The organism is Parapedobacter deserti, from assembly GCF_042646065.1.
In the GTDB taxonomy this organism is placed as follows: Bacteria; Bacteroidota; Bacteroidia; order Sphingobacteriales; family Sphingobacteriaceae; genus Parapedobacter; species Parapedobacter deserti.
Genome location: NZ_JBHRTA010000030.1, coordinates 160,531 through 183,125 on the forward strand (window position 1 = coordinate 160,531; position 22,595 = coordinate 183,125).

The window sequence follows — 22,595 nt, forward strand, 5'->3', positions numbered from 1 at the left end:
GATGAGATTACTTGCTATTTTATGGATTGCCGCCGCGGCGGCTTGCAGCAACGCGCAGCAGCGCAACAGTGATGGATATATGCCCTGGCAGTCGATAGACGAGCCGTTGGCCGAATTGGAACGGGTACGGGCGCTTATCAAGGCCCCGGAATTTCCCGACCGCGACTTTCCGGTGACCGACTACGGGGCGGTGGGCGATGGGCAGACGCTGAACACCGAGGCATTCAAGGCGGCTATCCAGGCGTGCCATGAAAGCGGAGGCGGCCGCGTAGTGGTGCCGTTGGGTACGTTTGTTACCGGCGCAATTTACCTGAAGAGCAACGTAAACCTCCACCTGGCCGATAGCGCCACGGTGCTGTTCAGCCGCGATACCACGCAGTACCCGATGGTCTTTACCCGCTGGGAAGGGATGGAACTGGTTAATTATTCGCCGTTTATTTATGCATACGGGGAGGAAAACATTGCCATCACCGGCAACGGCACGCTCGACGGCAATGCCGACAACGACAATTGGTGGTGGTGGAACGGCGCCGAGCGCTACGGCGGGCGCAAGCACATCGGCTACCAGAAGGCCGCGCGCGATTCGCTGCATGTGCTGAACGATATGCAGACCGACCCGGAAACGCGGGTGTTTGGCGATGGCTATTACCTGCGGCCGAACTTCATACAGCCTTATAAATGCAAAAACATCCGGATTGCCGATGTGAAGGTAATTAATTCGCCGATGTGGAACATCAACCCCGTGCTTTGTGAAAACGTCATCGTGGAGCGCGTGAAGGTGATTTCTCATGGGCCCAACAACGACGGATGCAACCCCGAGTCGAGCAAGAACGTGCTGATTAGCCATTGCCTCTTCGATACGGGCGACGATTGTATCGCCATCAAGTCGGGCCGCGACGGCGACGGCCGCCGCATCGGCGTACCCTCGGAAAACATCATCATCGAGCATTGTCACATGAAGGAGGGGCATGGCGGCGTGGTGCTGGGCAGCGAGGTGTCCGGCGGTGTGCGCAACGTCTTTGCGCTGAACAACACGATGGACAGCCCCGAGCTGGACCGCGTACTGCGGCTGAAAACCAGTTCCAGCCGTGGGGGCATCCTGGAGAATATTTTCATGAAAGACACCAAGGTGGGTACCTACAAGGAGGCGGCCGTGCGCTTCAATATGTTTTACGAAAAGCCCGGCGAGCATATGCCCACCATCCGCAACGTGTGGGTGGAAAATATGGAAGTGGAGCGCGGAGGCAAATACGGCATCTTGGTGAACGCGTACCCGGAGTCGCCCGTGCAGGACTTCCGGATGGTTAATGTGACGATGCATGGCGTGAAAACGCCCATCAAGGCAAACAACGTGCGCAATATGGTGCTGGAAAACGTGTCCATCGAGGAAAAGAGTCTGGCTAAACCGGAGGAGTTTAACTAACATGCGGTTGCGAATCACCTGTTTGGCGGTGGCAGCAGCGGTCGCGGCCGGCGTGCTGCTGCCTGATGGGCCGGCTGCCGGACAACCCGTGCAGGGCGGCGACCGCGGGCGCGAGATCCGTTACCTGCCCGATGGGGAAGATTTTGTTATCCGGAATGGCACGCGGCGCTTCAACCGGGCGCTGTACGGTACGCACACGGCCTTCCGCGTGGAAGCAGGCGATCTGCCTGAGTTCGCCCTTTACCTGCCGGGGGTGGGGGGCAACCTTCAGCTGGGGCTGGTCAGCGGCACGCAAAGCAAGTGGCTAATCCATGCGGACGCCATAGAAGCGCGCTACCGGCCGGGGATGATGCTGTACCGCATTGAGGATGCGATGCTGGGCGACGCGGTACTGGACCTGCAGGTGCTGGCCCTGGCGGATGCCGAGGGCCTGGTGTTGAAGGCAGCCGTGACGGGAAGCGTGCCCGATGGGGCGCAACTGGTTTCGGTCTTCGGCGGCGCGAGCGGTAAGAAATTCAGCCGGGCGGGCGACATCGGCGCGGACCCCGAGTCGGGCTTCTATCTGCACCCCGAGTATTGTGTGGGCAATACGTACCAATTGCAGGGCCCCCGCTTTGTGCTGGACTATACCCAAGGGCGCGATGGGCAACGCCAGCTTACGGGCTCGTTCCCTGAAGGGGGCGTGCTGCGGCTGGGCGACGCGCATGCGCTGGCCAGTCCGCATACGCTGTTGGCATCGTCGGCATCGGCTGCACCTGTGGTGTATGCAGCGCTTGACGCCGCTCCCGGAGTCTCCCGCTACTGGATGGTACGTACCGGCGGCCTTCAGGAAAAGCCGGACATGGATGCCGCGGAGGCCTGCCGGCGGGCAGAAGCGGCCCGGGCGGCGTTGGCGGGCACCGTCAAATTGCATACGCCGGATCCGTTTGTCAATACGCTGGGTGGCGCGCTCGCCGTGGCGGCCGATGCGATATGGGAAGACCCCACCTTCCTGCACGGAGCGGTGGCCTGGCGCATGCGCTTGAACGCTTGGCGGGGAGCGTATGCAGGCGACCTGCTGGGGTGGAGCGACCGTGCCCGGAGGCATTTCGAAAGCTATGCGCGTTCACAGGTGCTCACGCCCGAGTCGGCGCCGGTGGTAATGGACACTGCCCTGCACCTTGCCCGCCATCTGGAAGAGATGGGCACGGCTATGTTTTCCAGCGGCTATATCTCCCGTAACCCGAACGACAATACCCGCCCGCACCATTATGACATGAATCTGGTGTTTTTTGACCAGTTGCTTAACCACTTTGACTGGACGGGCGATACGGCATTCGTCCGCGAAATGTGGCCCTACATCAAGCGCCACCTGGCGTGGGAGAAGCGCAATTTCGATAGTGACGGGGACGGGTTGTACGATGCGTACTGCGCCATCTGGGCCAGCGACGGGCTCCAGTACGCCGGCGGCGGCGTAACGCATACCTCGGCCTATAATTACCGGGCTAACCGCGTGGCGGCACGGTTGGCGCAGCTCGTGGGCAACGACCCCGCACCGTACGATAAGGAGGCGCAGAAGATAATCGGGGCGATGAACACCCGGCTTTGGCTGGCCGACAAGGGATGGTATGCCGAATACGAAGACCTACTGGGCAACAGGTTGTTGCACAAGCAGCCGGGGGTGTGGACCATCTACCATGCCCTGGATGCGGGTACGGCCGACCCGTTCATGGCTTACCAGTCGCTGCGCTATATAGATACACAGATCCCGCACATCCCGGTCAGGGCACGCGGACTTGAAGATACTACGCTGTACACGCTGTCTACCACCAACTGGCAGCCCTACACCTGGTCGGTCAACAACGTGGCGCTGGCCGAGGTATTGAACACCGCGCTGGCCTACTGGCAGGGCGGCAGGCCGCAAGAGGCATTCCGCCTGTGGCGGAGCAGCCTGATTGAGAGCATGTACCTGGGCGCCAGTCCGGGCAATTTCCAGCAGCTTTCTTACCACGATGCGCGGCGCGGCGAGTTGTACCGCGATTTTGCCGATCCCATCGGAGTGGCCGCACGTACGGTGGTGGAAGGGCTGTTCGGCATCCGCCCCCGTGCATTGGACGGTGTGCTGCACGTGGGGCCGGGCCTGCCGACGGAATGGACCTTTGCTTCGTTTGAAACGCCGGATGTCCGTTTCGATTACCAACGGAAAGACAGCAGCGAGCATTACCTGCTGACGCCCCGGTTCCAGACGGCAATGCGGCTGGTGATGCGGCTGCCCGTCAGGGCCGCCGGGATCCGGTCGGTCACCATCAACGGGGTGGCCGTACCCTGGCGGGCCGACGATAACGCCGTTGGTACGCCGGCCATCGTGCTGGAAGCGCCGGCAGCTCCGGCGTACGATATTGTGGTGGAGTGGGATACGGCGCCAATTGAAAGGCTGGACATTGCTGGTACTTGCGTGGCCGGCACTGACCTGACGCTGGAAACGCGCCGGGCCGCGTTTATGGATTACCGCGATCCGCAGGGGTCGCTGACGGCAGCTGTGCGGCAGCCGCACCGGCTGACGGCCACGGTCGGCCCGGAGGCCGGGCACGGCACGTTTTTCGTGCAGCTGCGCCAGGGCGCGTTTACCTGGTGGCAGCCGGTAGACGTTGAGCTTGTGAGCCGGGTGCAGGTGAGCGCTGATATTGAGCGCGGGGAACAGGCGACCGGCCTTACCCTGCATAACCGCGGTGCGGCGATGCGCGTGCGGCTCCTGCTGAACGGACAGCCGCCCGGAGGGCAGCATGCGATTGCCCTGCCCGGTAACGGCACGACGCACGTAGCCTTGCCTGCTACCCAACTGGTGCTCGGCACCAACCGAATAGCGGTGCTGGATGAGCACGATAGCCTGCTCGTGCAGGCGGATATACCGCATTGGGACGCGGAACCGGCAGCCCAAAAGAACTATGACATGGTGCCGATGGACAGCTGGATGAATGCGCGGGTCGACGAAATTTTCGAGCAGCGCTACCTTTCGCCCCGCCCCGTATCGCCAACGCTCCAGCTGCCCTGGCAGGGTATCGGCAACTGGTGCTACCCGCTCACGGAAGCGCATATCGACGACAGCGGACTGCGTAGCAGGGCGGGGACCGGGAACACGATTAAATTGCCCGGCGGCATCCCGATGCGCACGACCAGTAAAACCGAAGCGCCGAATGTACTGTTTGTATCCATGTGGGATAACTATCCGGATGAAGCCAGCATCCCGCTTGCAGGGCACGCCAGCCATGCGTACCTGCTGATGGCGGGCAGTACTAACCCGATGCAGAGTCACGTGACCAACGGGGAGGTGGTTATCACTTACACAGATGGCACCACGGAACGGCTCGAACTGCGTAATCCGGACAACTGGTGGCCCATTGAGCAGGATTATTACTTAGACAGCCCCGCTTTTCGCACCGGGAAGCCGCATCCTTACCGCATACACTTGAAGACGGGCGAAATACACCGGGAGTCACCCCGCTATACGGAAATCAAAGGGTTTACGCAGCGGGCCATAGACGGTGGGGCAGCCACCCTGCTGGATGTGCCTTTGGATAAAAGTAAGTTCCTGAAATCGCTGCAGCTGCGGGCGGTGGCCAACGACGTGGTTATCGGCTTGATGGGGGCAACGCTTTGCCGGGATTAATTATGCATGAAACAACTACACAACATAAGACAATGAAGCTACTTTTAGGCAGTACACTGCTGGCCGTTGTTATGGCCGGCTGCGCAGGCGGGGGAACGATCGACCGACAGGAGGTGGTTACCCGCCACAATATCGTGAACACACATATCGACTCCCTGGAGTCGCTGACCGTGGGCAACGGCGCGTTCGCCTTTACGGTAGACGTGACCGGACTGCAGACCTTTCCGGACCGATACGCCAAGGGAGTGGCGCTGGGCACACAGGCCGAGTGGGGATGGAACCGCTTTACCGATACCGTGGGCTACCGCTTTGAGGAAACGCTGAAGACCTATGATTTCAACGGCGACGGGCATGAAGCGACCTATAGCGTGCAATGGAAAGAGCCCGGCCGCAACCAGGATGCGGCAAACTGGTTCCGCAAAAATCCCCACCGCCTCCAACTGGGTAATGTGGGCTTTGATATTTACCTGAAGGACGGCTCGCTGGCGGGGCCGGAAGCGATAACAGCTATCCGGCAGGAGCTTAACCTGTGGACGGGCGAAATTAACAGTCGCTTCGCGGTGGAAGGTACCCCCGTGGAGGTGGTTACCGTGGGGCATCAGGAAGTCGACCTGATAGCCGTGCGGATTGCTTCGCCATTGATTGCGGAAGGGCGCCTGAAGGTACGCCTGCGCTACCCTTATCCCACCGCGGAGTTTCTGGATGAAGGCACTTATTATGCACACCCTGATCGGCATAAGACGGCTATCGAACAGCAGGACGGCAGCGGGGCTGTCATCGCGCATGTGTTGGAAGGGATAACCTACCGGACGCTGCTGAGCTGGACAGCTGGCGAGGTGGCGGCGGCAGATACGCCCCATTACTACCGGGTAACCCCGGCAACGGATACCGATGTGTTTGAGCTGAGCGTGCAGTTCAGTCCGGAAACCGGTGACGCTTCGGGCATCGCCAGCTTCGCCGCCACGACAGCCAGCAGCGAAGCAGGATGGAAGGATTTCTGGTCGCGCGGTGCTGCCATTGACTTCGCCGGAAGCACCGACCCTCGGGCGCATGAGCTGGAGCGGCGCGTGGTGCTCTCCCAGTACCTGACCAAGGTGCAATGCGCCGGTGCGTATCCACCGCAGGAAACCGGACTGACGTTCAACAGCTGGTTCGGCAAGCCCCACCTGGAGATGCATTGGTGGCATGCCGTACACTTTGCACTTTGGGGACGGCCGGATTTAATGGAGAAGAGCCTTGGCTGGTATGCGGAAATCGCCGATAAGGCGCGGGCATTGGCCAAGCGCCAGGGATACGAGGGGGTACGCTGGCCGAAGATGGTCGACCACGAAGGGCAGGAGTCACCTTCTTCGGTGGCCGCATTCCTGATTTGGCAGCAGCCGCACTTCATCTACCTGGCCGAACTGGCTTACCGCCATGAGCAGGACCCAGCCGTGATAGAAAAATACAAAGACCTGGTGTTCGCCACGGCGGAGTTCATGGCCGATTTCCCGACCTACGATGCGGAAAATGACCGCTATAACCTCGGAAAGGGGCTGATTCCGGCACAGGAAGTTTTTCCGGCCGTGGAAACTTTTAACCCGACGTACGAGCTGGCTTACTGGGATTGGGCCTTGCGCGTGGCACAGCAGTGGCGCGAACGGGCCGGGCTGCCCAGGGAGGAGAAATGGGACGAGGTAATCGACAAGCTGGCGCCGCTGCCGCAACAGGACGGTGTGTATCTTGCCACGGAAAGCGCGCCGGACTCCTACACGAATGAACGTTGGCGGAAGGATCATCCCATTGTGCTGGGGGCGTTGGGCATGGTGCCCGAATCGGCCAAGCTCGACAAGGCGGTGATGGCTTCCACCCTGAAAAAGGTATGGGATACCTGGTTCTGGGAACATACCTGGGGGTGGGACTTCCCGATGACCGCCATGAACGCCGCCCGGCTGGGGTTGCCCGATAAAGCGCTGGATGCATTATTCATGGATATCCAAACCAATACGTACTTGAAAAACGGGCATAATTACCAAGACAGCCGGTTACGGATATACCTTCCGGGAAATGGCGGTTTGCTGACCACCGTGGCCATGATGGCCGCCGGATGGGACGGCAGTGAGGGTAAACTACCGGGATTTCCGGCAGACGGATCCTGGACGGTGAAGGCCGAAGGATTTAATCCGATGCCCTGATCCGGCCAAGTGGATGACCCTCACTGAAGCCCTCTACCCCGATCACTTCCAGTACGTTCCTGCCCGACTCGATAATTGGCACGGGATATCCGCCTATTGTTTTGTAAAATGAGATGCCGAAACAAATGATCAATGCGTCCGATGGCGCCCCTGGCAGTTCCAGGCTGAACGATTGAGGAGGCATGCCCCGGTAGTCCAACGAGAGCAGTTCGTGATGTTGCGCCGCGATGGGTAGCCACTCATAACTTTCGTTGAATGATAGCGCTGTAACGTGAAAGCTGCACAGTACAGCATCCCTGGGTGCCGCCATCGCGGCATCTGGACGGAGGCCTGGAAGTGCTAACTCCACTATGCCCTTATCCCATTGGCATACGTAACGAGGAGGAACCAATAGGACATCTTTCAAGGCGGCTGTTGACGTAAAGCCGAACCCAGAAAGCATACCTAAGTTGCCGACTTGCACGATGCGGTTTCCGCGCTCATGCTCGACGTCCGCCCGGATGATGGCGCCCATGCGGGTCGATAGCCTGTTTACCATACCCGGGTCTTTAAACAGCTCATAACGGTCGCCCAATGAACGCCGCACCGCCACGCGGATAAGCTTGGCAGCATTGCTGGCCCGGCCGAATTCTAAGTTGTTTTCACGCGTTCTCGCAAAACGAGGATCTTTGGTGATGCGATCCTTACTGACTCCCGAATGTTGCCTAACCTGTGGTTTACCGTTACTCCGATAGAAAGACAGATTCCCAATCTGCCCTTCCAAAATGATTGAACCTTTCTGAATGGCCATGTTTGATGGCGTTCTAGTTATTAGGAGATACAAAATTACGGAACGTCTGCAAGTTACCCAAGGATATGACAGACTTTCTTAACGGATAGCACAGCCCATATTCATCTTTACATGGTGAATAAAAGGTGACCAATACGTGGCAAACATGTGGCAAATACGTGGCAAAAAGGCTAGGGTTATCCACAGGAGGAACAGCAAACTGATGGTACGTAACGACGTTTTTCCGGTGACGATTGCGCATTTTAGCGAAGAGCGCAATCTGTGTTATTATGATGCTCTGCAATCGTTGCCGGTATCGTTTGCGTAGTTTTTTCTAAAGTATCAGTGGCATTTGCTATTGCAAATACGCTAAACTTGCAACGTCGCGTCTTGACAATCAGGTGTGGCTGCTGACGTTTGCGTAATAATGCGAACGGCTAAACCAAGTATAAACTATAGTAAATCAAATCATGAGGAATTATGTACTGTTAATTGTTGTGCTTTTGATAACCATTGGCCACAGCGGTTATGGCCAGGATGCAGTAAGCGGGACCGTTATCGATCAGATGACCCAAACCGGCATCGCGGGCGTAAGTGTTTTGGTTAAAGAGACGGGCGCAACCGTACAAACGGATGAGTCTGGGCGGTACCGCATTCAGCTTCCTTCGGGCCGTACGGGTGTTACACTGGTGTTTCGGTATATCGGGTACCGGACGCGGGAAGAAACCGTTACATCAGGGCAGACCGTCAATGTCAGCTTGGAGCCTGAAGAAAATGTATTGGAAGAAGCCGTGGCCATAGGCTATTCCACGGTGAGCCGCCGCGACCTGACCAGCGCCGTGTCGTCGGTGAATGCGAAACAGCTGAGAGATATTCCGCTGAGTTCGGCAGCCGAGGCCATTACCGGCCGCTTAGCCGGTGTGCGGGTAACCACTACGGAAGGCGCTCCGGGGGCGGAAGTTCAGATCCGGGTGCGGGGGGGTGGATCGATTACGCAGGACAACTCACCGTTGTACATTGTTGACGGGATTCAGGTTGAAAATGCGTTGTCAATCCTCTCGCCGCAAGAAATCGAATCCATCGATGTACTTAAAGATGCCGCCTCTACGGCAATTTATGGAGCTCGGGGCGCAAACGGAGTGGTAATCATTACCACGAGAGGTGGTATGAACATGAAAACCCAGGTGACTTATAATGGCTTCGGCGGCGTGAGGCACATCACCAACCAATTGGACGTTATGCGTCCGTATGACTATATATTATATCAGTACCAAGCTTATCATTTGAATACCGATGAGCAGACACGCAATGCTTTCCGCGACCGCTACGGCCGCTGGGAAGACCTTGAACTGTACCGAGACATGCCGTTTGTGGATTGGCAGGATGCCGTGTTCGGACGTCAGGCGCGGAACCAGACACATATTTTAGGACTGGTGGGCGGCAGCGACAAGACGTCGTTTAATTTTAACCTGAACCATACCGATGAAGAGGGGATTATGCTCCACTCAGGTTTCCAGCGTACGCTGGCTTCGTTGAAGTTTAACCATAAGGCGAGCGAACGCCTCGACGTGGGATTCAGCGTGCGGTACAGCAAGCAGCGGACAGATGGGGTGGGCACATCCGCTACCGGCACACAGAGCAACAACCGGCTGCGAAATGCCGTACGCTTTATGCCGTTCATTGCACCAGGTATGGAGTCCATCGTCGATGAGTTTGATCCGGATTTTGCCAATCAGACCAACCTCGTCAATCCGGTCGTGCTGGCCAACGATGAGGTACGCAACCAGTACCGCGACGACGTGATATTCAACGGAAATGCAAGCTTTAAGCTGACCAAGGATTTGACGGCGCGGACTACCCTGGGCATTAACCATACGATGCGGAAAGATAACCGCTTTGCCGGCGTTTCCACTGGTCTGGCCCGGCAGAACAATAATCAGCCCGTGGTCAACATGGGTAACGGCGAGTCCCTTTCACTCACCAATTCCAATACGCTGACTTACCGGAAGGCGTTCGGTCAGCACCGCGTTCAAGGCATGTTGGGCCATGAAATCTACCAGATTGAAACTAAAAACCAGTCGATGGAGGTAAAATGGCTTCCGGTAGACATCTCGCCGGAGGAGGCGTTTGCGGGTATCCAGAAGGCGACACCTGCAGACGGCATGATCCAGACACCGCCCTCGACCAATTGGTCTGAGCATCGGCTATTCTCGCTCTTCGGACAGTTTAATTACAGCTACGACGATAAATACATGGCTACGTTGACGGTAAGACGGGATGGCTCTTCGCTGTTTGCCAGGGAAAACCGGAACGCATTTTTCCCTTCCATGGCGCTGGCATGGCGGGCTTCCGAAGAGCAGTTCATGGAAGGTACCAGCGACTGGTTGTCTGACCTGAAAGTCCGCTTCAGCTACGGTGCAGTGGGGAACAACCGCATCGGTATCGATCTATTCAAGACCATGTTCGGTGTACACAACAGTTATTCTTACGCTTTCGGCGAGTCGATCACACCGGGCTTCGCACCCCTGTCGCTGTCAAACACCGGTCTTAAATGGGAAACCACCATATCCCGTAACCTCGGCCTGGACTTTGCCGTGCTGAACAACCGAATCAGCGGTTCAATTGATATCTATAAGAACAGCACCAGAGATCTGCTGCTTGAAGCGCGGGTTCCGGCCACCAGCGGCTATGCTACCCAACTCAGGAACATCGGAGAGACGGAAAACAAAGGGCTTGAAATTCAGTTGAGCGGAACGGTGGTGCAGAACCGCAATTTTACGTATCAGAGCCAGTTCAATATTTCATTTAACCGGAATAAAATCGTTAGCCTGGGTATAGATTCCGACGGCCGGCCGTTGACGTATTACCTGGAACGTGCCGGCTGGGTAAGCAGTCAGTTTGAAGACTTTATCGTACAGGTGGGTGCACCCGTTGGCCAGTTTTACGGTTACGTGACGGACGGCTTCTATACCGTTGATGATTTTAATTTTAACCCTACCACCCAAAGTTATACGTTAAATGAGGGCATACCCAGTACGCGCAATGTTGCATTGGGAAATCGCGACCCGATGCCGGGCGACCTGAAACTGAAAAAACTGAGCGATGACGGAGAACCGATGATTAACGCCAGTGACCGGACGGTACTGGGTAATGCCCAGCCGAAGTTCATCGGTGGGATGAACCATCAATTTGCCTATAAGAATCTTGACCTCAGTATATTCCTGAACTGGTCTGTGGGTAATAAAGTGTACAACGCCAATAAAATTGAGTTTACCACCCAATACCTCTACCGGGACAATAACATGCTGACCACGGTGAACGACAGGTGGCGCTGGTTTGATGACAACGGCGTGCGGGTGACCGATCCGGAAGCACTGGCGGCGATGAATGCCGGTACCACCATGTGGAGCCCACCGATGGGCCCGTATTTCCTGCATTCGTATGCAATAGAGGATGGCTCGTTTTTACGCATCAGTAACCTCACGCTGGGCTATTCCCTGCCCCAAGACCTGATGCGCCGCGCACGCTTGTTTTCGAATGTGCGGATCTATGCCACGGTGAACAACCTTTGGACGATAACCGGCTATAGCGGCTACGACCCGGAAGCTAACACCAGAAGGGGCAATCCGCTGACCCCGGCGGTCGACTACGCCGCTTATCCGAGAAGCAGATACATGTTAGCCGGAATCAATGTTACATTTTAACCAGCATTCGTCATGAAGAAATACATTTTAAACCGCCATATTCCATCCATCGCGCTGGCTACCGCCATCTTGCTGGCCATGCCGTCCTGTGAAAAATATCTTGATGTGCGTAACCCGTCGAACCTCTCGCAGGACGCGGTATTCAATAGCGTTTCGTATACCGCGTCTGCAGTCACCGGCATTTATAACCGGTTGATGGGCGACGACGGCTACGGCAGCCGCTTGTCCATCATCTATCCGCAGTCGGCCGATGACTTCAAGACGTCTGGCAGCTATAATCCGCTGGACCGCCGAGGTATCAGCGAATATGGCGTGGCACCACAGAACACGGAGCTCAATAATCCGTTCCGTCAATTATATGAAGGCATCGAACGGGCTAATATCTGTATAAAATACATTCCACAGTCTTCATTATATGCCGATGGAACACCGGCAGAACAAGCCCAGATGCGTAAATTCCTGGGGGAGGCGCTGACGTTGCGGGCGTGGTTTTTCCACGAGCTGATCCGTAATTGGGGGGACTTGCCGGCTCCGTTTGAACCAGCGGCCGACATTCCTGATCTGTACCTGGAAAAGACCGACCGTGATGTGATCTACGATCAGGTGCTTGCCGATCTGGAACAGGCCGTCGAATTGATTCCCTGGCGGTCTGAAAGCAATGACCCGTCTACACGGATTACCAAAGCAGCAGCCAAAGGCATCAGGGCTCGCATCGCGCTGGCGCGGGGCGGCTACTCCTTACGCCGGGAAACCCGTAAAATGGAGCGCCGGGCCGACTACCTGACCTATTACGAGATCGCCCGGAAAGAATGCCGGGACATCATCGAACAGGGCGAACATCAGCTGAACCCAAATTTTGAGGATGTTTTTAAATCGCTCCACGGTAGGTCAAGTCTTGATGCCACGCGCGAACTGATTTTTCAGGTAGGGGCATTCGGCGGAAACGCACGCACCGATAGTAAACTGGGATACGGCAATGGCTTGAGGCAGCATACCAATTCCAACTATGGTTATGCCAATGGAGGCGTGCGGGCTATACCCACATTCTTCTACGAATTCGGCATAGGAGACACACGCCGGGATGTTACCCTGGGACTTTTTGAGTTGGATGCGGCTGACAATAAGCCCATACAGCAGGCAACGAACATGACAGATGCCAAGTACCGCAAGTATTGGACGAATATCCATGACCAATCGCAGAGCTTGGGTATTGACTGGCCATTCCTGCGCTATGCCGATGTGCTGCTGCTTTTTGCTGAGGCAGACAACGAGGTGAACGGCGGGCCGTCTGCGGAAGCCGTTAACGCCCTGCGCACCGTACGGGTGCGTGCCTACGGCGGCGATGAGGGGCTGATTGGCGGTATTCCGGCGGACAAAGAAGGTTTTTTTCAGGCTATTGTGAAGGAGCGGCTGCTGGAATTCGGCGGGGAGGGTATCCGGAAATATGACTTGCTGCGCTGGAACCTGCTCGAGACGGTGCTGGATGAGACCCGCGAGAAGCTTCGGCAGTTTAAAGACGGTGAAGGAATCTATGCAGCGGTACCGCAGTATATTTACTTTAAGCTGGGGCCGTTCCAGAACACGGGGGCTTCCGAGGAATTGGAAAGCGTGGAGTTTTATGGAGGCGGCATCAATGAAGCGTACTTCCAGCCTACGCCACTCTCGGCCCCGGATGGTTATACCCGGGTGAACTGGCGCCAGGCGGTAAACAGCGGCTATATCTATGGGCGGGACGACGCGGGAAATCCGTCCGGAAGCGGCTATGCCATCCACTTTACCCCTGGGCAGAGCGAATTGTTGCCGATCTACAGCGAGATTGTGTCGGAGAATTTTCGGCTTGAGCAGGACTACGGTTATCCTCAACATTAATTGATTAGCTATGAAACAGTTGAAAATAATGAAGCTGGCGGGCCGATTTTTCATCGTAATGATGTTGTTGGCAGCATGTAAGGAGCAAGACGAATTGTTTAAGGAGTTCAGGCCCGATCGCATGTTTATGCCGGCCGGAGAAATAAGCGCGGAAAGTGGCGAAACGGAAGTGAAGCTTACCTGGAAGGAAGCGCTGAACACGGACGCCGCTCCCACCTATACGGTGGAAATAGCGAAAGATTCACTTTTCAGCGAGGCAGCGCTGCTCACGCTGCAGACGGATACCACCGGCATTGTGTTGACCGATGAGCAACTGGAAGTACGTGAAAAGTACTTCGCCCGTGTGCGGACCAATGAAACGGTGGGCATACCTGCATCCAAGTGGCTGCATAGCAACGGATTTAACATCCGGGGCAAGCAGCTGTTCATGCCCCCCAATGAGCAGACAGACTTGAAAGATACGTGGGTCATCCTGAAGTGGCGGTATGACGAGACGGTGACCCAGGTGGTCATCTCCGAATTCGAGAGCATTGAAGGCCCGGGCCGGCCGGTGCAACACATCGACCTTGACGAGGAGGCCGTGGCAAACGCTACGCTAACGGTGGGGAGCCTAAAGCCGCAGACCAATTATGGAGCTATTTTAATGGCCGGTAATACGCAGGTGGGTGACATCACATTTACCACGCAAGAACCCAGTATGTTTACCATTGAGATAACGCCTGATGATGATTTAAAAGCCGTCGTGGAAGAAGCTTCCGATCAGGATGTAATCGGCCTCCACCCGGGCACATATGTGGCTACGGAGGCAGTTACCACGTTGATGAAGAAGCAAGTATCCCTCGTATCTGTCTCAGGCAATCCCGCTGAAACCATCATCCATACCAGAGGATTTGACCTGCGGGGAGACGGTGCGGGTATCGTTCTCCGAGATGTAACGCTTGACATGCTGGCGGTAGACGGCACTTATCTTATTGACCTGAAGGGCGAAACCTCAGATGGCGGCGCTGCCCACTTCAGTTCCATCACCATAGCGGGCTGCGTGGTTCAACGCGTCGGGCGCGCGCTGATACGCGGAAGCCGGGCCGGAAACCGTGAACACCAGATTGATTTCATCCGGGTAGAAAACAGCATCCTGCAGGACAATGATACGGATTATGCACTGTTTGAGATCCAAAAACTGGGGATGAACCAATTTGAGGTGATCAATTCCACGATTAACCGGGTGAGCAACAACATGCTCCGGTATGACACTAACATCGGGCAGCCCGCGGCGTCAATTGTGTTTGACCAGGTAACCATCAACGCCTTCGGAAGCAACAACCGGCGCCCGTTATTCGATATAAACACGCCAGCTAACATTGTGGTAAGGAACAGCGTGCTTGCCAATTCAAAATGGGCGTCAGTTCGGTACCCATCACCCACGGTGCATAATGAATTATTGCGCAGTGGAAATGGGGCGACGGCGCGGTTTGAATACGTCAACCTGCATAACCTGATGAACAGCGCCCAACCGCCCGACGAGCTCAGCCTTCCTTCGTCAGTGGAGCAACAGGGTGTGCTCCGGACATCACTGCCGTGGGGTTATGGAACGGATAATTTTGCTTTCCCTGCCGGTTCGCCCTTGTTAACCGCCAGTGGCTCGGCTGGACCAATAGGTGACCCAAGGTGGAATCCCTGAAACGGTGCAATAGGGAGGTAGCTATCATGAAGAATCAAGTATGGACAATAGCCCTTATCGCCATCGTGCTGATGGCCTGCAAGAGAGGCGGCGCTACCGGTGATGACGACAACGGTGGTCCGGACGTGCTGGACCCTGTGGTGGAGGAGGCGCTGGCTTTTCCCGGTGCGGAAGGATTCGGGCGCAATGCCACGGGCGGCCGGGGCGGAAAGGTGCTGTTTGTAACCAAACTGGCGGACGACGGCACGCCGGGAACCCTGCGGCATGCCATCAACCAGAGCGGGGCACGGTACATCCTCTTCAAGGTGGCTGGCAACATTGCACTGGAATCGCCCTTGCGGATACGCAACGGCAATGTCACCATCGCCGGACAGACCGCGCCGGGAGACGGGATATGCGTGCAGAACTATCCGGTAATCATTCAGGCCGACAATGTGGTTGTCCGCTTCATGCGCTTCCGCATGGGTGACAAGGGAGAAGCCGAGGGCGATGCGCTGGAAGCGCGCGGGCAGAAGCAGATCATTGTGGACCACTGCTCCATGAGCTGGTCGACCGATGAATGCGTATCGATGTACAACAATGAGTACACCACCTTGCAGTGGTGCATCATCTCCGAAAGCCTGCGCAATTCTGTGCATGAGAAGGGTGCCCATGGCTACGGCGGCATCTGGGGCGGCCGCTATGCATCGTTCCACCACAACCTGCTGGCACATCACGACAGCCGTAACCCGCGCCTGGGCGAGACGGCAGGCAGCGCTTTTGCACTGACCAACTTGACGGACGTCCGGAACAACGTGATCTATAACTGGGATGGCAACAGCATGTACGGCGGGGAGGCAATGAACGTAAACATCGTGAGCAACTACTACAAACCGGGCCCAGCCACCCGAAGCAGCCGCGCGGAGCGGATCATCTCCATTGACAAAAACAGCATAGCCGGTACCGAGGTATATGACGTGTGGGGCAAATTCTACATCGAAGGCAACCACGTTGCCGGCAGTATGCGGGCAACGGACGACAATTGGACATACGGCGTATACAACCAGTTCCATAGTCGGTATATGCCAGTAAGTGAGCCGGATAAGGCAGTGATGCGGGTGGCCGAACCGCATGTGCATGACATGGGTGCCGATAACGGCGTCGAAGCGCAGACCGCCGCGGCGGCCTATGAAGCGGTGCTCGCCCATGCCGGTGCCAGCTTGAGGCGGGACGTATTGGATGCTCGGGTGGTGCAGGACGTACGGAACGGGGGGTATACCCATGAAGGATCGCGCGGAAGTACCAACGGCATCATTGACTCGCAGGAAGACGTCGGCGGCTGGCCGCTCTTGCGGGGAGGGGAATACCCGGCGAACCAGTCGGGCGATGGCATTGCGGACGAGTGGAAGCTGGCCAAGGGGCTCGACCCCGCCAAGTTTCAGGCTAATGGCCGCGATTTGAGTACGGCGTATGACAACCTTGAGGTGTATATCAACAGTTTGGTGGAAGCGGTGGTGAAACGGTGAAAGGAACACGTATGCGGTTATTTGTGATTTCTATGATATGGTGGCTATGCACTATTCACGCATCTGCGCAGCGGCAGGCCATTGTTCAGCAATTCGTGGTGGCGCAGGACGGCACGGGCGACTTCCGCACAATACAGGAAGCGGTGAATGCCGTGCGCGACCACTCGCAGGCGCGGGCAGCCATCTTCGTGAAAAACGGGGTGTACCGGGAAAAGCTCGTAATCCCTTCGTGGAAGAAAAACATCCTCATCGAAGGCGAAGACCGCCGGAAAACCGTGATCACGAACGGCGACTATTCGGGCGACGTGTTCAGCACCTACACGTCTTATACGGTGCTGGTGCAGGCGGACGACTGCGTGCTAAAAAACCTGACCGTGCAGAACACCGCCGGGCCGGTGGGACAGGCCGTAGCCCTGCACGTGGAGGGCGACCGTTGCGAGGTGGTGGAATGCGATATTTTGGGGCATCAGGATACGCTCTATGCGGCCAAAGGCCGCCAGTATTACCGGGGCTGCCTGGTGGAAGGTACCACCGATTTCATCTTCGGGGAGGCCACGGCCGTATTCAGCGGGTGCACCGTGCGCAGCCTGCGGAACTCGTACATTACCGCGGCCTCAACGGCCGTGTACCAGCCATTCGGCTTCGTTTTCCTGAACTGCCGACTGGAGGCAGCACCGGGCGTAGACAAGGTATACCTTGGCCGTCCGTGGCGGCCGTTTGCCAAGACGGTGTTCATCAACAGCGAACTTGGTCCGCACATTGCGAAGGAAGGCTGGGATCCGTGGAAGGGGGATGCGTTTTTCCCTGAAAAGGAGAAGACCGTGTTTTATGCCGAATACGGCAGCTGGGGCGCGGGGGCGAGCCCGGACACGCGGGTGGCCTGGGCAAGGCAGCTGACCGATGCTGAAGTTTGGCGCTATGCGCTGGATTCCGTGTTTGCGGGTTGGCAGCCAAGCGCCGTGGTGCGGCGTATGGACGGGGTAAACGGGATACGGGATACCGGCTTCACACCGGAGCGGGAGCTGGCCCGGCTGGCCGGTACGTACCCGGGTATCCGGCTGGCGGGCACGCAGCCGGAGGACGGAAGGGTGGCGCGCGATGTGCCTTACCGCGACGTGGATGGTACGATGCTGGCGGCCGATATCTATTCCGCTCAGCGGAAGGGGAAGGCGACGCCCGGGGTGCTGCTGCTTTTCGGGGGTGGCTGGCGAACCGGAGACAAGGCCCAATTGGAGCCGCTGGCCGCTGGCTTGGCAAAGGCGGGCTACACGGCTGTGGCGATTGACTACCGCTTATCGACGCACGCCCTGTATCCGACTGCGGTGTGCGACGTGAAAGCGGCGCTGGGCTGGATGCGGCGTCAAGCTGATAGTCTGGGCATCGACCCTGAAAAGATAGCGGTGCTGGGTTTTTCTGCTGGGGGGCAGCTGGCGGCGTTAGCGGGGACGACGGCGGGGAATGCGGTGTTTACGGATTGTTGCGGTATCACTGGCGACGACCGTGTGCAGGCCATCATTGACATCGACGGCATCCTGGCCTTCATCCATCCCGAGTCGGGCGAGGGTAACGATACCAAATCAATTTCGGCCGCAACCCGCTGGTTTGGCTACTCCAGGTTTGAACGGCCCGATCTCTGGCGGCAAGCATCAGCCCTCACATATGTCTCGGCCAGAACACCGCCAACCCTGTTCGTCAACAGCTCGGTAGAGCGTATGCACGCGGGACGGGACGACTTCACCCGGGTGCTGGATAGCCACGGCATCCACCATGAAACGAAGGTGTTTGCGGATGCACCGCATTCCTTTTGCTTTTTTGAACCTTGGTTTACGCCCACCCTCGCTACCGTCACCAAATTTCTGGAAAGGGTGTTTGTCGGAAAGGTCAGTTCCCTTCGGTAAGGCCTTTCAGCCATTTCTTATAACGCTTGAGCACTTTATCACCCCATCCGCCGTACCACGAATAGCCCACCCGTCGCTCGTTTTCGACGTCTTCCATCCGCCGTCGTGGGCGGCCGTCGCGCCCTGCAAACAGTGGTTTCTGCTCCTTGAGGTCATAAAAGCGGGCCCATAGGATTTCGCCGGGGGCTTCCGCAAGTATGCGGTCTTTGCCAGTGGGTTGCCCCGGCGCATCAATGATTTTCACAGCATACCCTTCAATGGCGTGATCTTTAAACCACCGGGCACCGCAGCGCACGGCTTGCTGCACCGCTTCGCTCGGATGCTCCAGGGCCATCAGGAACATCAGGATATTGGCAGACTCAGCAGTGGCCAGCGACGGAAGTTCGTAGGACCGGGCCGTGGCCGGCTTCAATGTGTCTTTGTCGTACTGGGCGGCCCAGATGGTTTTCCTCCCACCGATAACCACCTGCGTGGCCAGGATGTTCTGCACACCCCGGGCAATGGCTTGCTGTACCTTTTCCCGATAATCGGCAGTGAAAACGGCGTTGTGGGAGCCGCCGGCAATGGTTCTCAGCAGGCTTAGCACGTTGATGATGGCGTCGTCATTGTAGGTGATCTGCGAGCGGTAAACGCGGGTATCCGGATAGTACTGGGGCCAACCGCCGCCGGGATACTGGGCTTCCAGCAGGTAGTCTACGCCGCGCCGCGCGGCATCGGCATACCGGGTATTTCCTGTCTTTTGATACGCCTCCAACAAATAAACAATTTCCTTAGCGGTGGCGCCATTGTCAATGGTAGCGTCGCGGGCATCCCGCTCCTCGCGCGCCAGGCGAATTGCAGCGTTGTCGAGCGGTTTGCTGTAGTCCACAGCCTTGCCGTTGAACGTCTTTGACCAGCCGCCATAAGAACGCTGGAGTATGACCATCCGTTCGGCGATGCTGTCGACCGTGGCGGGCTGTGCCGTGGCGATGCCCATTACCGCCCAAAGGATTGCTCCTATCGGTATCAGGCGGTTTATCCATGTTGCACTTGCTATTGCCATCGTTACGGGGGTGTTATGGGGTTATGCGGAACCAGTCTACATCCATCCATCCGGCGTCGTTGATGGTTTCTGTGCGGGTGCTGAAGAATCCGACTTTTGCACCTATCCAATGGCCTTCCACCGCCTGGAACGGCTCGCCGGCCTCGTGGTAGGTGGTGCCGTCGGTACTGTAATAAAAGCGGCAACGGCCGCCTTCTTCTACCGACACACGCAAATGCAGCGATCCGTTTTCCAGTTTGGTGATTATCCTTTCATTTTCAGGCTTCCCTTGGTGTGCGCCGTTGGCGATGCCCTGCACCAACGACAGGCCATCGGCATCCTTCCGCAGGGCGAGCGCCGCGTAGCTGCGGCCCATGATGACCAATCCGGCACGTTCGCCCAGCAGCCTGTCGGGGTGGGGCGTGAATGTTATTTTAGCCGTAGCGGTAAACGCAGGGGCTGGGAATTTCTGCATCAGCACGTTCGGCACTTCATAGAGGCTGCGGCTGGCTTCGGGGCTTTGCTGCGTGTACAGGCGCAGTACCCCTTTTTCCGGATAGCAGAAGGCCCACGTAGCCTGGGGGTTGGCCTGCCACTGCCATTGCAGACCGATGCGTAAGCCGTTAAATTCATCGTTTTCCGGCGGAGTGGCCAGTGGATACGCCCTGCCAACGTCCGGCTTGCGGTGGGTGAGCACCGGTTCGCCGCAGCCCTTGCCCTCGTGGCCGATACCGATAACGGGCCACCCGTCGCCCCGCCATTCCATGGGCTGCAGGTGCGTCACCCTGCCGTACACACCCTTGTCCTGGAAATGGACAAACCAATGTTCGCCAGTTGGCGTATCCACCCATCCCCCCTGGTGTGGGCCGTTGATGGGAGTGCTTCCCTGGTGCATCACCATGCGGCGCTCATAGGGGCCGTAGATGTGCTTTGCCCGCAAGACCGTCTGCCATCCGGTGGATACACCTCCGCCGGGGGCGAAGATGTAGTAGTAGCCGTCGCGTTTATAAAACTTAGGCCCTTCTATGGTGGGATCTAGCTCATGTCCGTCGTAAATGATCACCCCTTCGTCCATCGTGTGGGTGGCCCCGGCGTCCATCCGCTTAATGGCAATAACGCTCTTGATGCCGGCCCGGCTGCCGGCATAGGCATAGGCGATATAGGCTTGCCCGTCATCGTCCCAAATCGGACATACATCAATGATTCCCTTGGCGCTTTCCAGGAGCACTGGAGGTTCCCATTCGCCCCGAGGGTCTTTCGTTTTCACCCGGTAGATGCCGAAATCGGGGTCGCCCCAGAAGATGTAGTATTCGCCGTTATGGAACCGGATAGAAGGTGCCCATACGCCGTTGCCGTGCTGGGTTTTGCTGAAGTGGTCGTACGGCGGCTGCCGGCGCAACGCATGGCCGATGAGCGTCCAGTTGACCAGATCATTTGAATGCAGGATGGGCAGGCCCGGGATGGCATCGAAGCTGGAAGCCGTCATGTAAAAGTCAGCGCCCACCCGCACCACATCAGGGTCAGAATAGTCGGCATGGATGATCGGGTTTTTATACGTCCCATCGCCTTGATCGGCTACCCATACCGCCGAAAGCTGCTCCCGTTGCGTTTGAGCATTGGCACACATCCCGCAGCAAAAGACTGCAAGCCCTACGGTAGTAATCAGTTTGTTCATTCCTTCAAACGTTATCGGTTTTCAAATTAGCACGTACTGCAAGGATAAGGAGTTCGCGGACAATTTGGAAGTAATATGGGTTGAATAAGTATGCAAACGATACCGGTATCGTTTGCGTAGATTTATCTCCTGTCAAAGCATTCGGATTAACGTGATTGCGATTATAATTGCAAATGAGTAAGCCCACCGTATGAGCGGTGCGTACACCAATTAAATGAATCTATACGTTGCGATGTCTTATTGGAAGTGTCTCTATTACTGTTTTTTGTTTGTTCCCTTATGGTTGCATGCCAGCGTACTTTCGGCCGAATTGGTGGTGGCGCAGGACGGCTCCGGCGATTACAGCACCATACAGGAAGCAATCATGGCGGTTCCGGATATGCGCAGTGCGCGGACCGTTATCCGCATCAAGCCGGGGGTGTACAAGGAAAAGCTGGTGCTGCCCGCCTCGAAAACCAACGTGTCGTTGATCGGTGAAGATGCGGACGTAACAATACTAACCTACGATGATTATTCCAGCAAAAAAAACCGGTTCGGTGAAGCGATCGGCACATCTGGTTCTTCTTCATTTTTCGTTTTCGGCGATGGCTTTTATGCCGAAAACGTCACGTTTGAAAACAGCGCCGGCCCGGTAGGCCAGGCGGTAGCCGTCCGCGTGAGTGCTGACCGGGTGTTTTTTAACAGGTGCCGCTTTTTGGGACACCAGGATACGCTATATCCGCAGTTAGCGGGGAGCAGGCAATACTACAAGGACTGTTACATAGAAGGGACAACCGATTTTATTTTCGGCGCGGCAACCGCGCTGTTTCAATCGTGTGAGATCCATTGCAAACTTGGAGGCTCGTACATTACCGCGGCTTCTACGCCAGATACCGTTCAATACGGTTTTGTATTCCAAAACTGCATCATCGGCGGCGAAGCCTCTCCGCAGTCTACCTACCTCGGACGCCCTTGGCGCCCGTATGCAAAAACGGTTTTCATAAACTGCCACATGGGTGAGCAGATCCGGCCGGAAGGCTGGCATAACTGGGAGAAGGAGAGCAATGAGCGGACGGTCAGCTATGCCGAGTACAACAACCGAGGTGAAGGGGTGCACTGGGAAAAGCGTGTATCCTGGGCGGATGGGCTGACCGCCGCACAAGCTGAGTATTATACCAAAGAACGGATACTGAACGGATGGAATCCTGAAAGCGGTGACGGGCATCGGACCGATTGATGAGCGAATTTCATCGA

The 22,595-nt window shown here is 56.9% G+C and carries 12 protein-coding genes; 9 read left to right on the top strand and 3 right to left on the bottom strand.

All coding sequences use genetic code 11. From position 1 onward, the window contains the following. The first annotated feature begins 1 nt into the window (after position 1). The 3 genes from ACFOET_RS09510 (at position 2) to ACFOET_RS09520 (ending at position 7,243) form a co-directional block, all read left to right on the top strand. Positions 2–1,423: a glycoside hydrolase family 28 protein gene (locus ACFOET_RS09510; RefSeq protein ID WP_379021949.1), complete on the top strand. Its 1,422-nt coding sequence runs from the start codon at positions 2–4 to the stop codon at positions 1,421–1,423. Positions 1,424–1,676: 253 nt separating this feature from the next. After that, positions 1,677–5,069, top strand: coding sequence for a DUF4450 domain-containing protein (locus tag ACFOET_RS09515; protein WP_379021950.1), 3,393 nt, complete (start codon positions 1,677–1,679; stop codon positions 5,067–5,069). 32 nt (positions 5,070–5,101) lie between these two features. Next, positions 5,102–7,243 carry a hypothetical protein gene (locus tag ACFOET_RS09520; protein WP_379021952.1) on the top strand — a complete coding sequence of 714 codons (2,142 nt, stop codon included), beginning with the start codon at positions 5,102–5,104 and terminating at the stop codon, positions 7,241–7,243. On the opposite strand, the gene ACFOET_RS09525 is transcribed toward ACFOET_RS09520, so the two are convergent. Continuing rightward, on the bottom strand, positions 7,227–8,033 hold the full coding sequence (locus ACFOET_RS09525) for a hypothetical protein (protein ID WP_379021954.1): 807 nt from the start codon (positions 8,031–8,033) through the stop codon (positions 7,227–7,229). The genes ACFOET_RS09520 and ACFOET_RS09525 overlap by 17 nt on opposite strands. Before the next feature lie 449 nt (positions 8,034–8,482). On the opposite strand from ACFOET_RS09525, the gene ACFOET_RS09530 reads away from it, so the two are divergent. From ACFOET_RS09530 to ACFOET_RS09550, 5 genes are read left to right on the top strand one after another with little or no spacing between them, the layout of a single operon-like run. Further along, positions 8,483–11,716 (top strand): SusC/RagA family TonB-linked outer membrane protein, encoded by a 3,234-nt coding sequence (locus tag ACFOET_RS09530; RefSeq protein ID WP_379021956.1) that lies wholly within the window; start codon positions 8,483–8,485, stop codon positions 11,714–11,716. Positions 11,717–11,728: 12 nt separating this feature from the next. Then, entirely contained in the window at positions 11,729–13,585 is a 1,857-nt protein-coding gene (locus ACFOET_RS09535; protein WP_379021958.1) for a RagB/SusD family nutrient uptake outer membrane protein, read from the top strand. A 10-nt stretch (positions 13,586–13,595) separates the two neighbouring features. Next, positions 13,596–15,263, top strand: coding sequence for a right-handed parallel beta-helix repeat-containing protein (locus ACFOET_RS09540; RefSeq protein WP_379021960.1), 1,668 nt, complete (start codon positions 13,596–13,598; stop codon positions 15,261–15,263). 26 nt (positions 15,264–15,289) lie between these two features. Continuing rightward, on the top strand, positions 15,290–16,768 hold the full coding sequence (locus tag ACFOET_RS09545) for a pectate lyase family protein (RefSeq protein WP_379021962.1): 1,479 nt from the start codon (positions 15,290–15,292) through the stop codon (positions 16,766–16,768). 32 nt (positions 16,769–16,800) lie between these two features. After that, a complete protein-coding gene (locus ACFOET_RS09550) occupies positions 16,801–18,666 on the top strand; it encodes a pectinesterase family protein (protein ID WP_379022435.1) in 1,866 nt (621 codons plus the stop codon). Here ACFOET_RS09550 and pelA read toward each other — a convergent pair. Both pelA and ACFOET_RS09560 read right to left on the bottom strand, forming a co-directional pair. After that, positions 18,650–19,708, bottom strand: coding sequence for a pectate lyase (gene pelA, locus ACFOET_RS09555; protein WP_379021964.1), 1,059 nt, complete (start codon positions 19,706–19,708; stop codon positions 18,650–18,652). The genes ACFOET_RS09550 and pelA overlap by 17 nt on opposite strands. Positions 19,709–19,721: 13 nt before the next feature. Further along, the gene (locus ACFOET_RS09560; RefSeq protein ID WP_379021966.1) at positions 19,722–21,362 is read right to left on the bottom strand and encodes a glycoside hydrolase family 43 protein; all 1,641 of its coding nucleotides are present in this window, start codon (positions 21,360–21,362) and stop codon (positions 19,722–19,724) included. Positions 21,363–21,576: 214 nt separating this feature from the next. Between ACFOET_RS09560 and ACFOET_RS09565 the strand changes: the two genes are divergently transcribed. Next, positions 21,577–22,578, top strand: a complete 1,002-nt coding sequence (locus tag ACFOET_RS09565; protein WP_379021968.1) for a pectinesterase family protein — start codon at positions 21,577–21,579, stop codon at positions 22,576–22,578. The last annotated feature ends 17 nt before the right edge of the window (positions 22,579–22,595 follow it).

What these genes read in the sequence shown, in the direction of transcription:
- ACFOET_RS09510 (WP_379021949.1), top strand. Translation starts at nt 2, where the DNA reads ATGAGATTACTTGCTATTTTATGGATTGCCGCCGCGGCGGCTTGCAGC.
- ACFOET_RS09520 (WP_379021952.1), top strand. Translation starts at nt 5,102, where the DNA reads ATGAAGCTACTTTTAGGCAGTACACTGCTGGCCGTTGTTATGGCCGGC.
- ACFOET_RS09525 (WP_379021954.1), bottom strand. Translation starts at nt 8,033, where the DNA reads ATGGCCATTCAGAAAGGTTCAATCATTTTGGAAGGGCAGATTGGGAAT.
- ACFOET_RS09530 (WP_379021956.1), top strand. Translation starts at nt 8,483, where the DNA reads ATGAGGAATTATGTACTGTTAATTGTTGTGCTTTTGATAACCATTGGC.
- ACFOET_RS09535 (WP_379021958.1), top strand. Translation starts at nt 11,729, where the DNA reads ATGAAGAAATACATTTTAAACCGCCATATTCCATCCATCGCGCTGGCT.
- ACFOET_RS09540 (WP_379021960.1), top strand. Translation starts at nt 13,596, where the DNA reads ATGAAACAGTTGAAAATAATGAAGCTGGCGGGCCGATTTTTCATCGTA.
- ACFOET_RS09545 (WP_379021962.1), top strand. Translation starts at nt 15,290, where the DNA reads ATGAAGAATCAAGTATGGACAATAGCCCTTATCGCCATCGTGCTGATG.
- ACFOET_RS09550 (WP_379022435.1), top strand. Translation starts at nt 16,801, where the DNA reads ATGATATGGTGGCTATGCACTATTCACGCATCTGCGCAGCGGCAGGCC.
- pelA (WP_379021964.1), bottom strand. Translation starts at nt 19,708, where the DNA reads ATGGCAATAGCAAGTGCAACATGGATAAACCGCCTGATACCGATAGGA.
- ACFOET_RS09560 (WP_379021966.1), bottom strand. Translation starts at nt 21,362, where the DNA reads ATGAACAAACTGATTACTACCGTAGGGCTTGCAGTCTTTTGCTGCGGG.
- ACFOET_RS09565 (WP_379021968.1), top strand. Translation starts at nt 21,577, where the DNA reads ATGAATCTATACGTTGCGATGTCTTATTGGAAGTGTCTCTATTACTGT.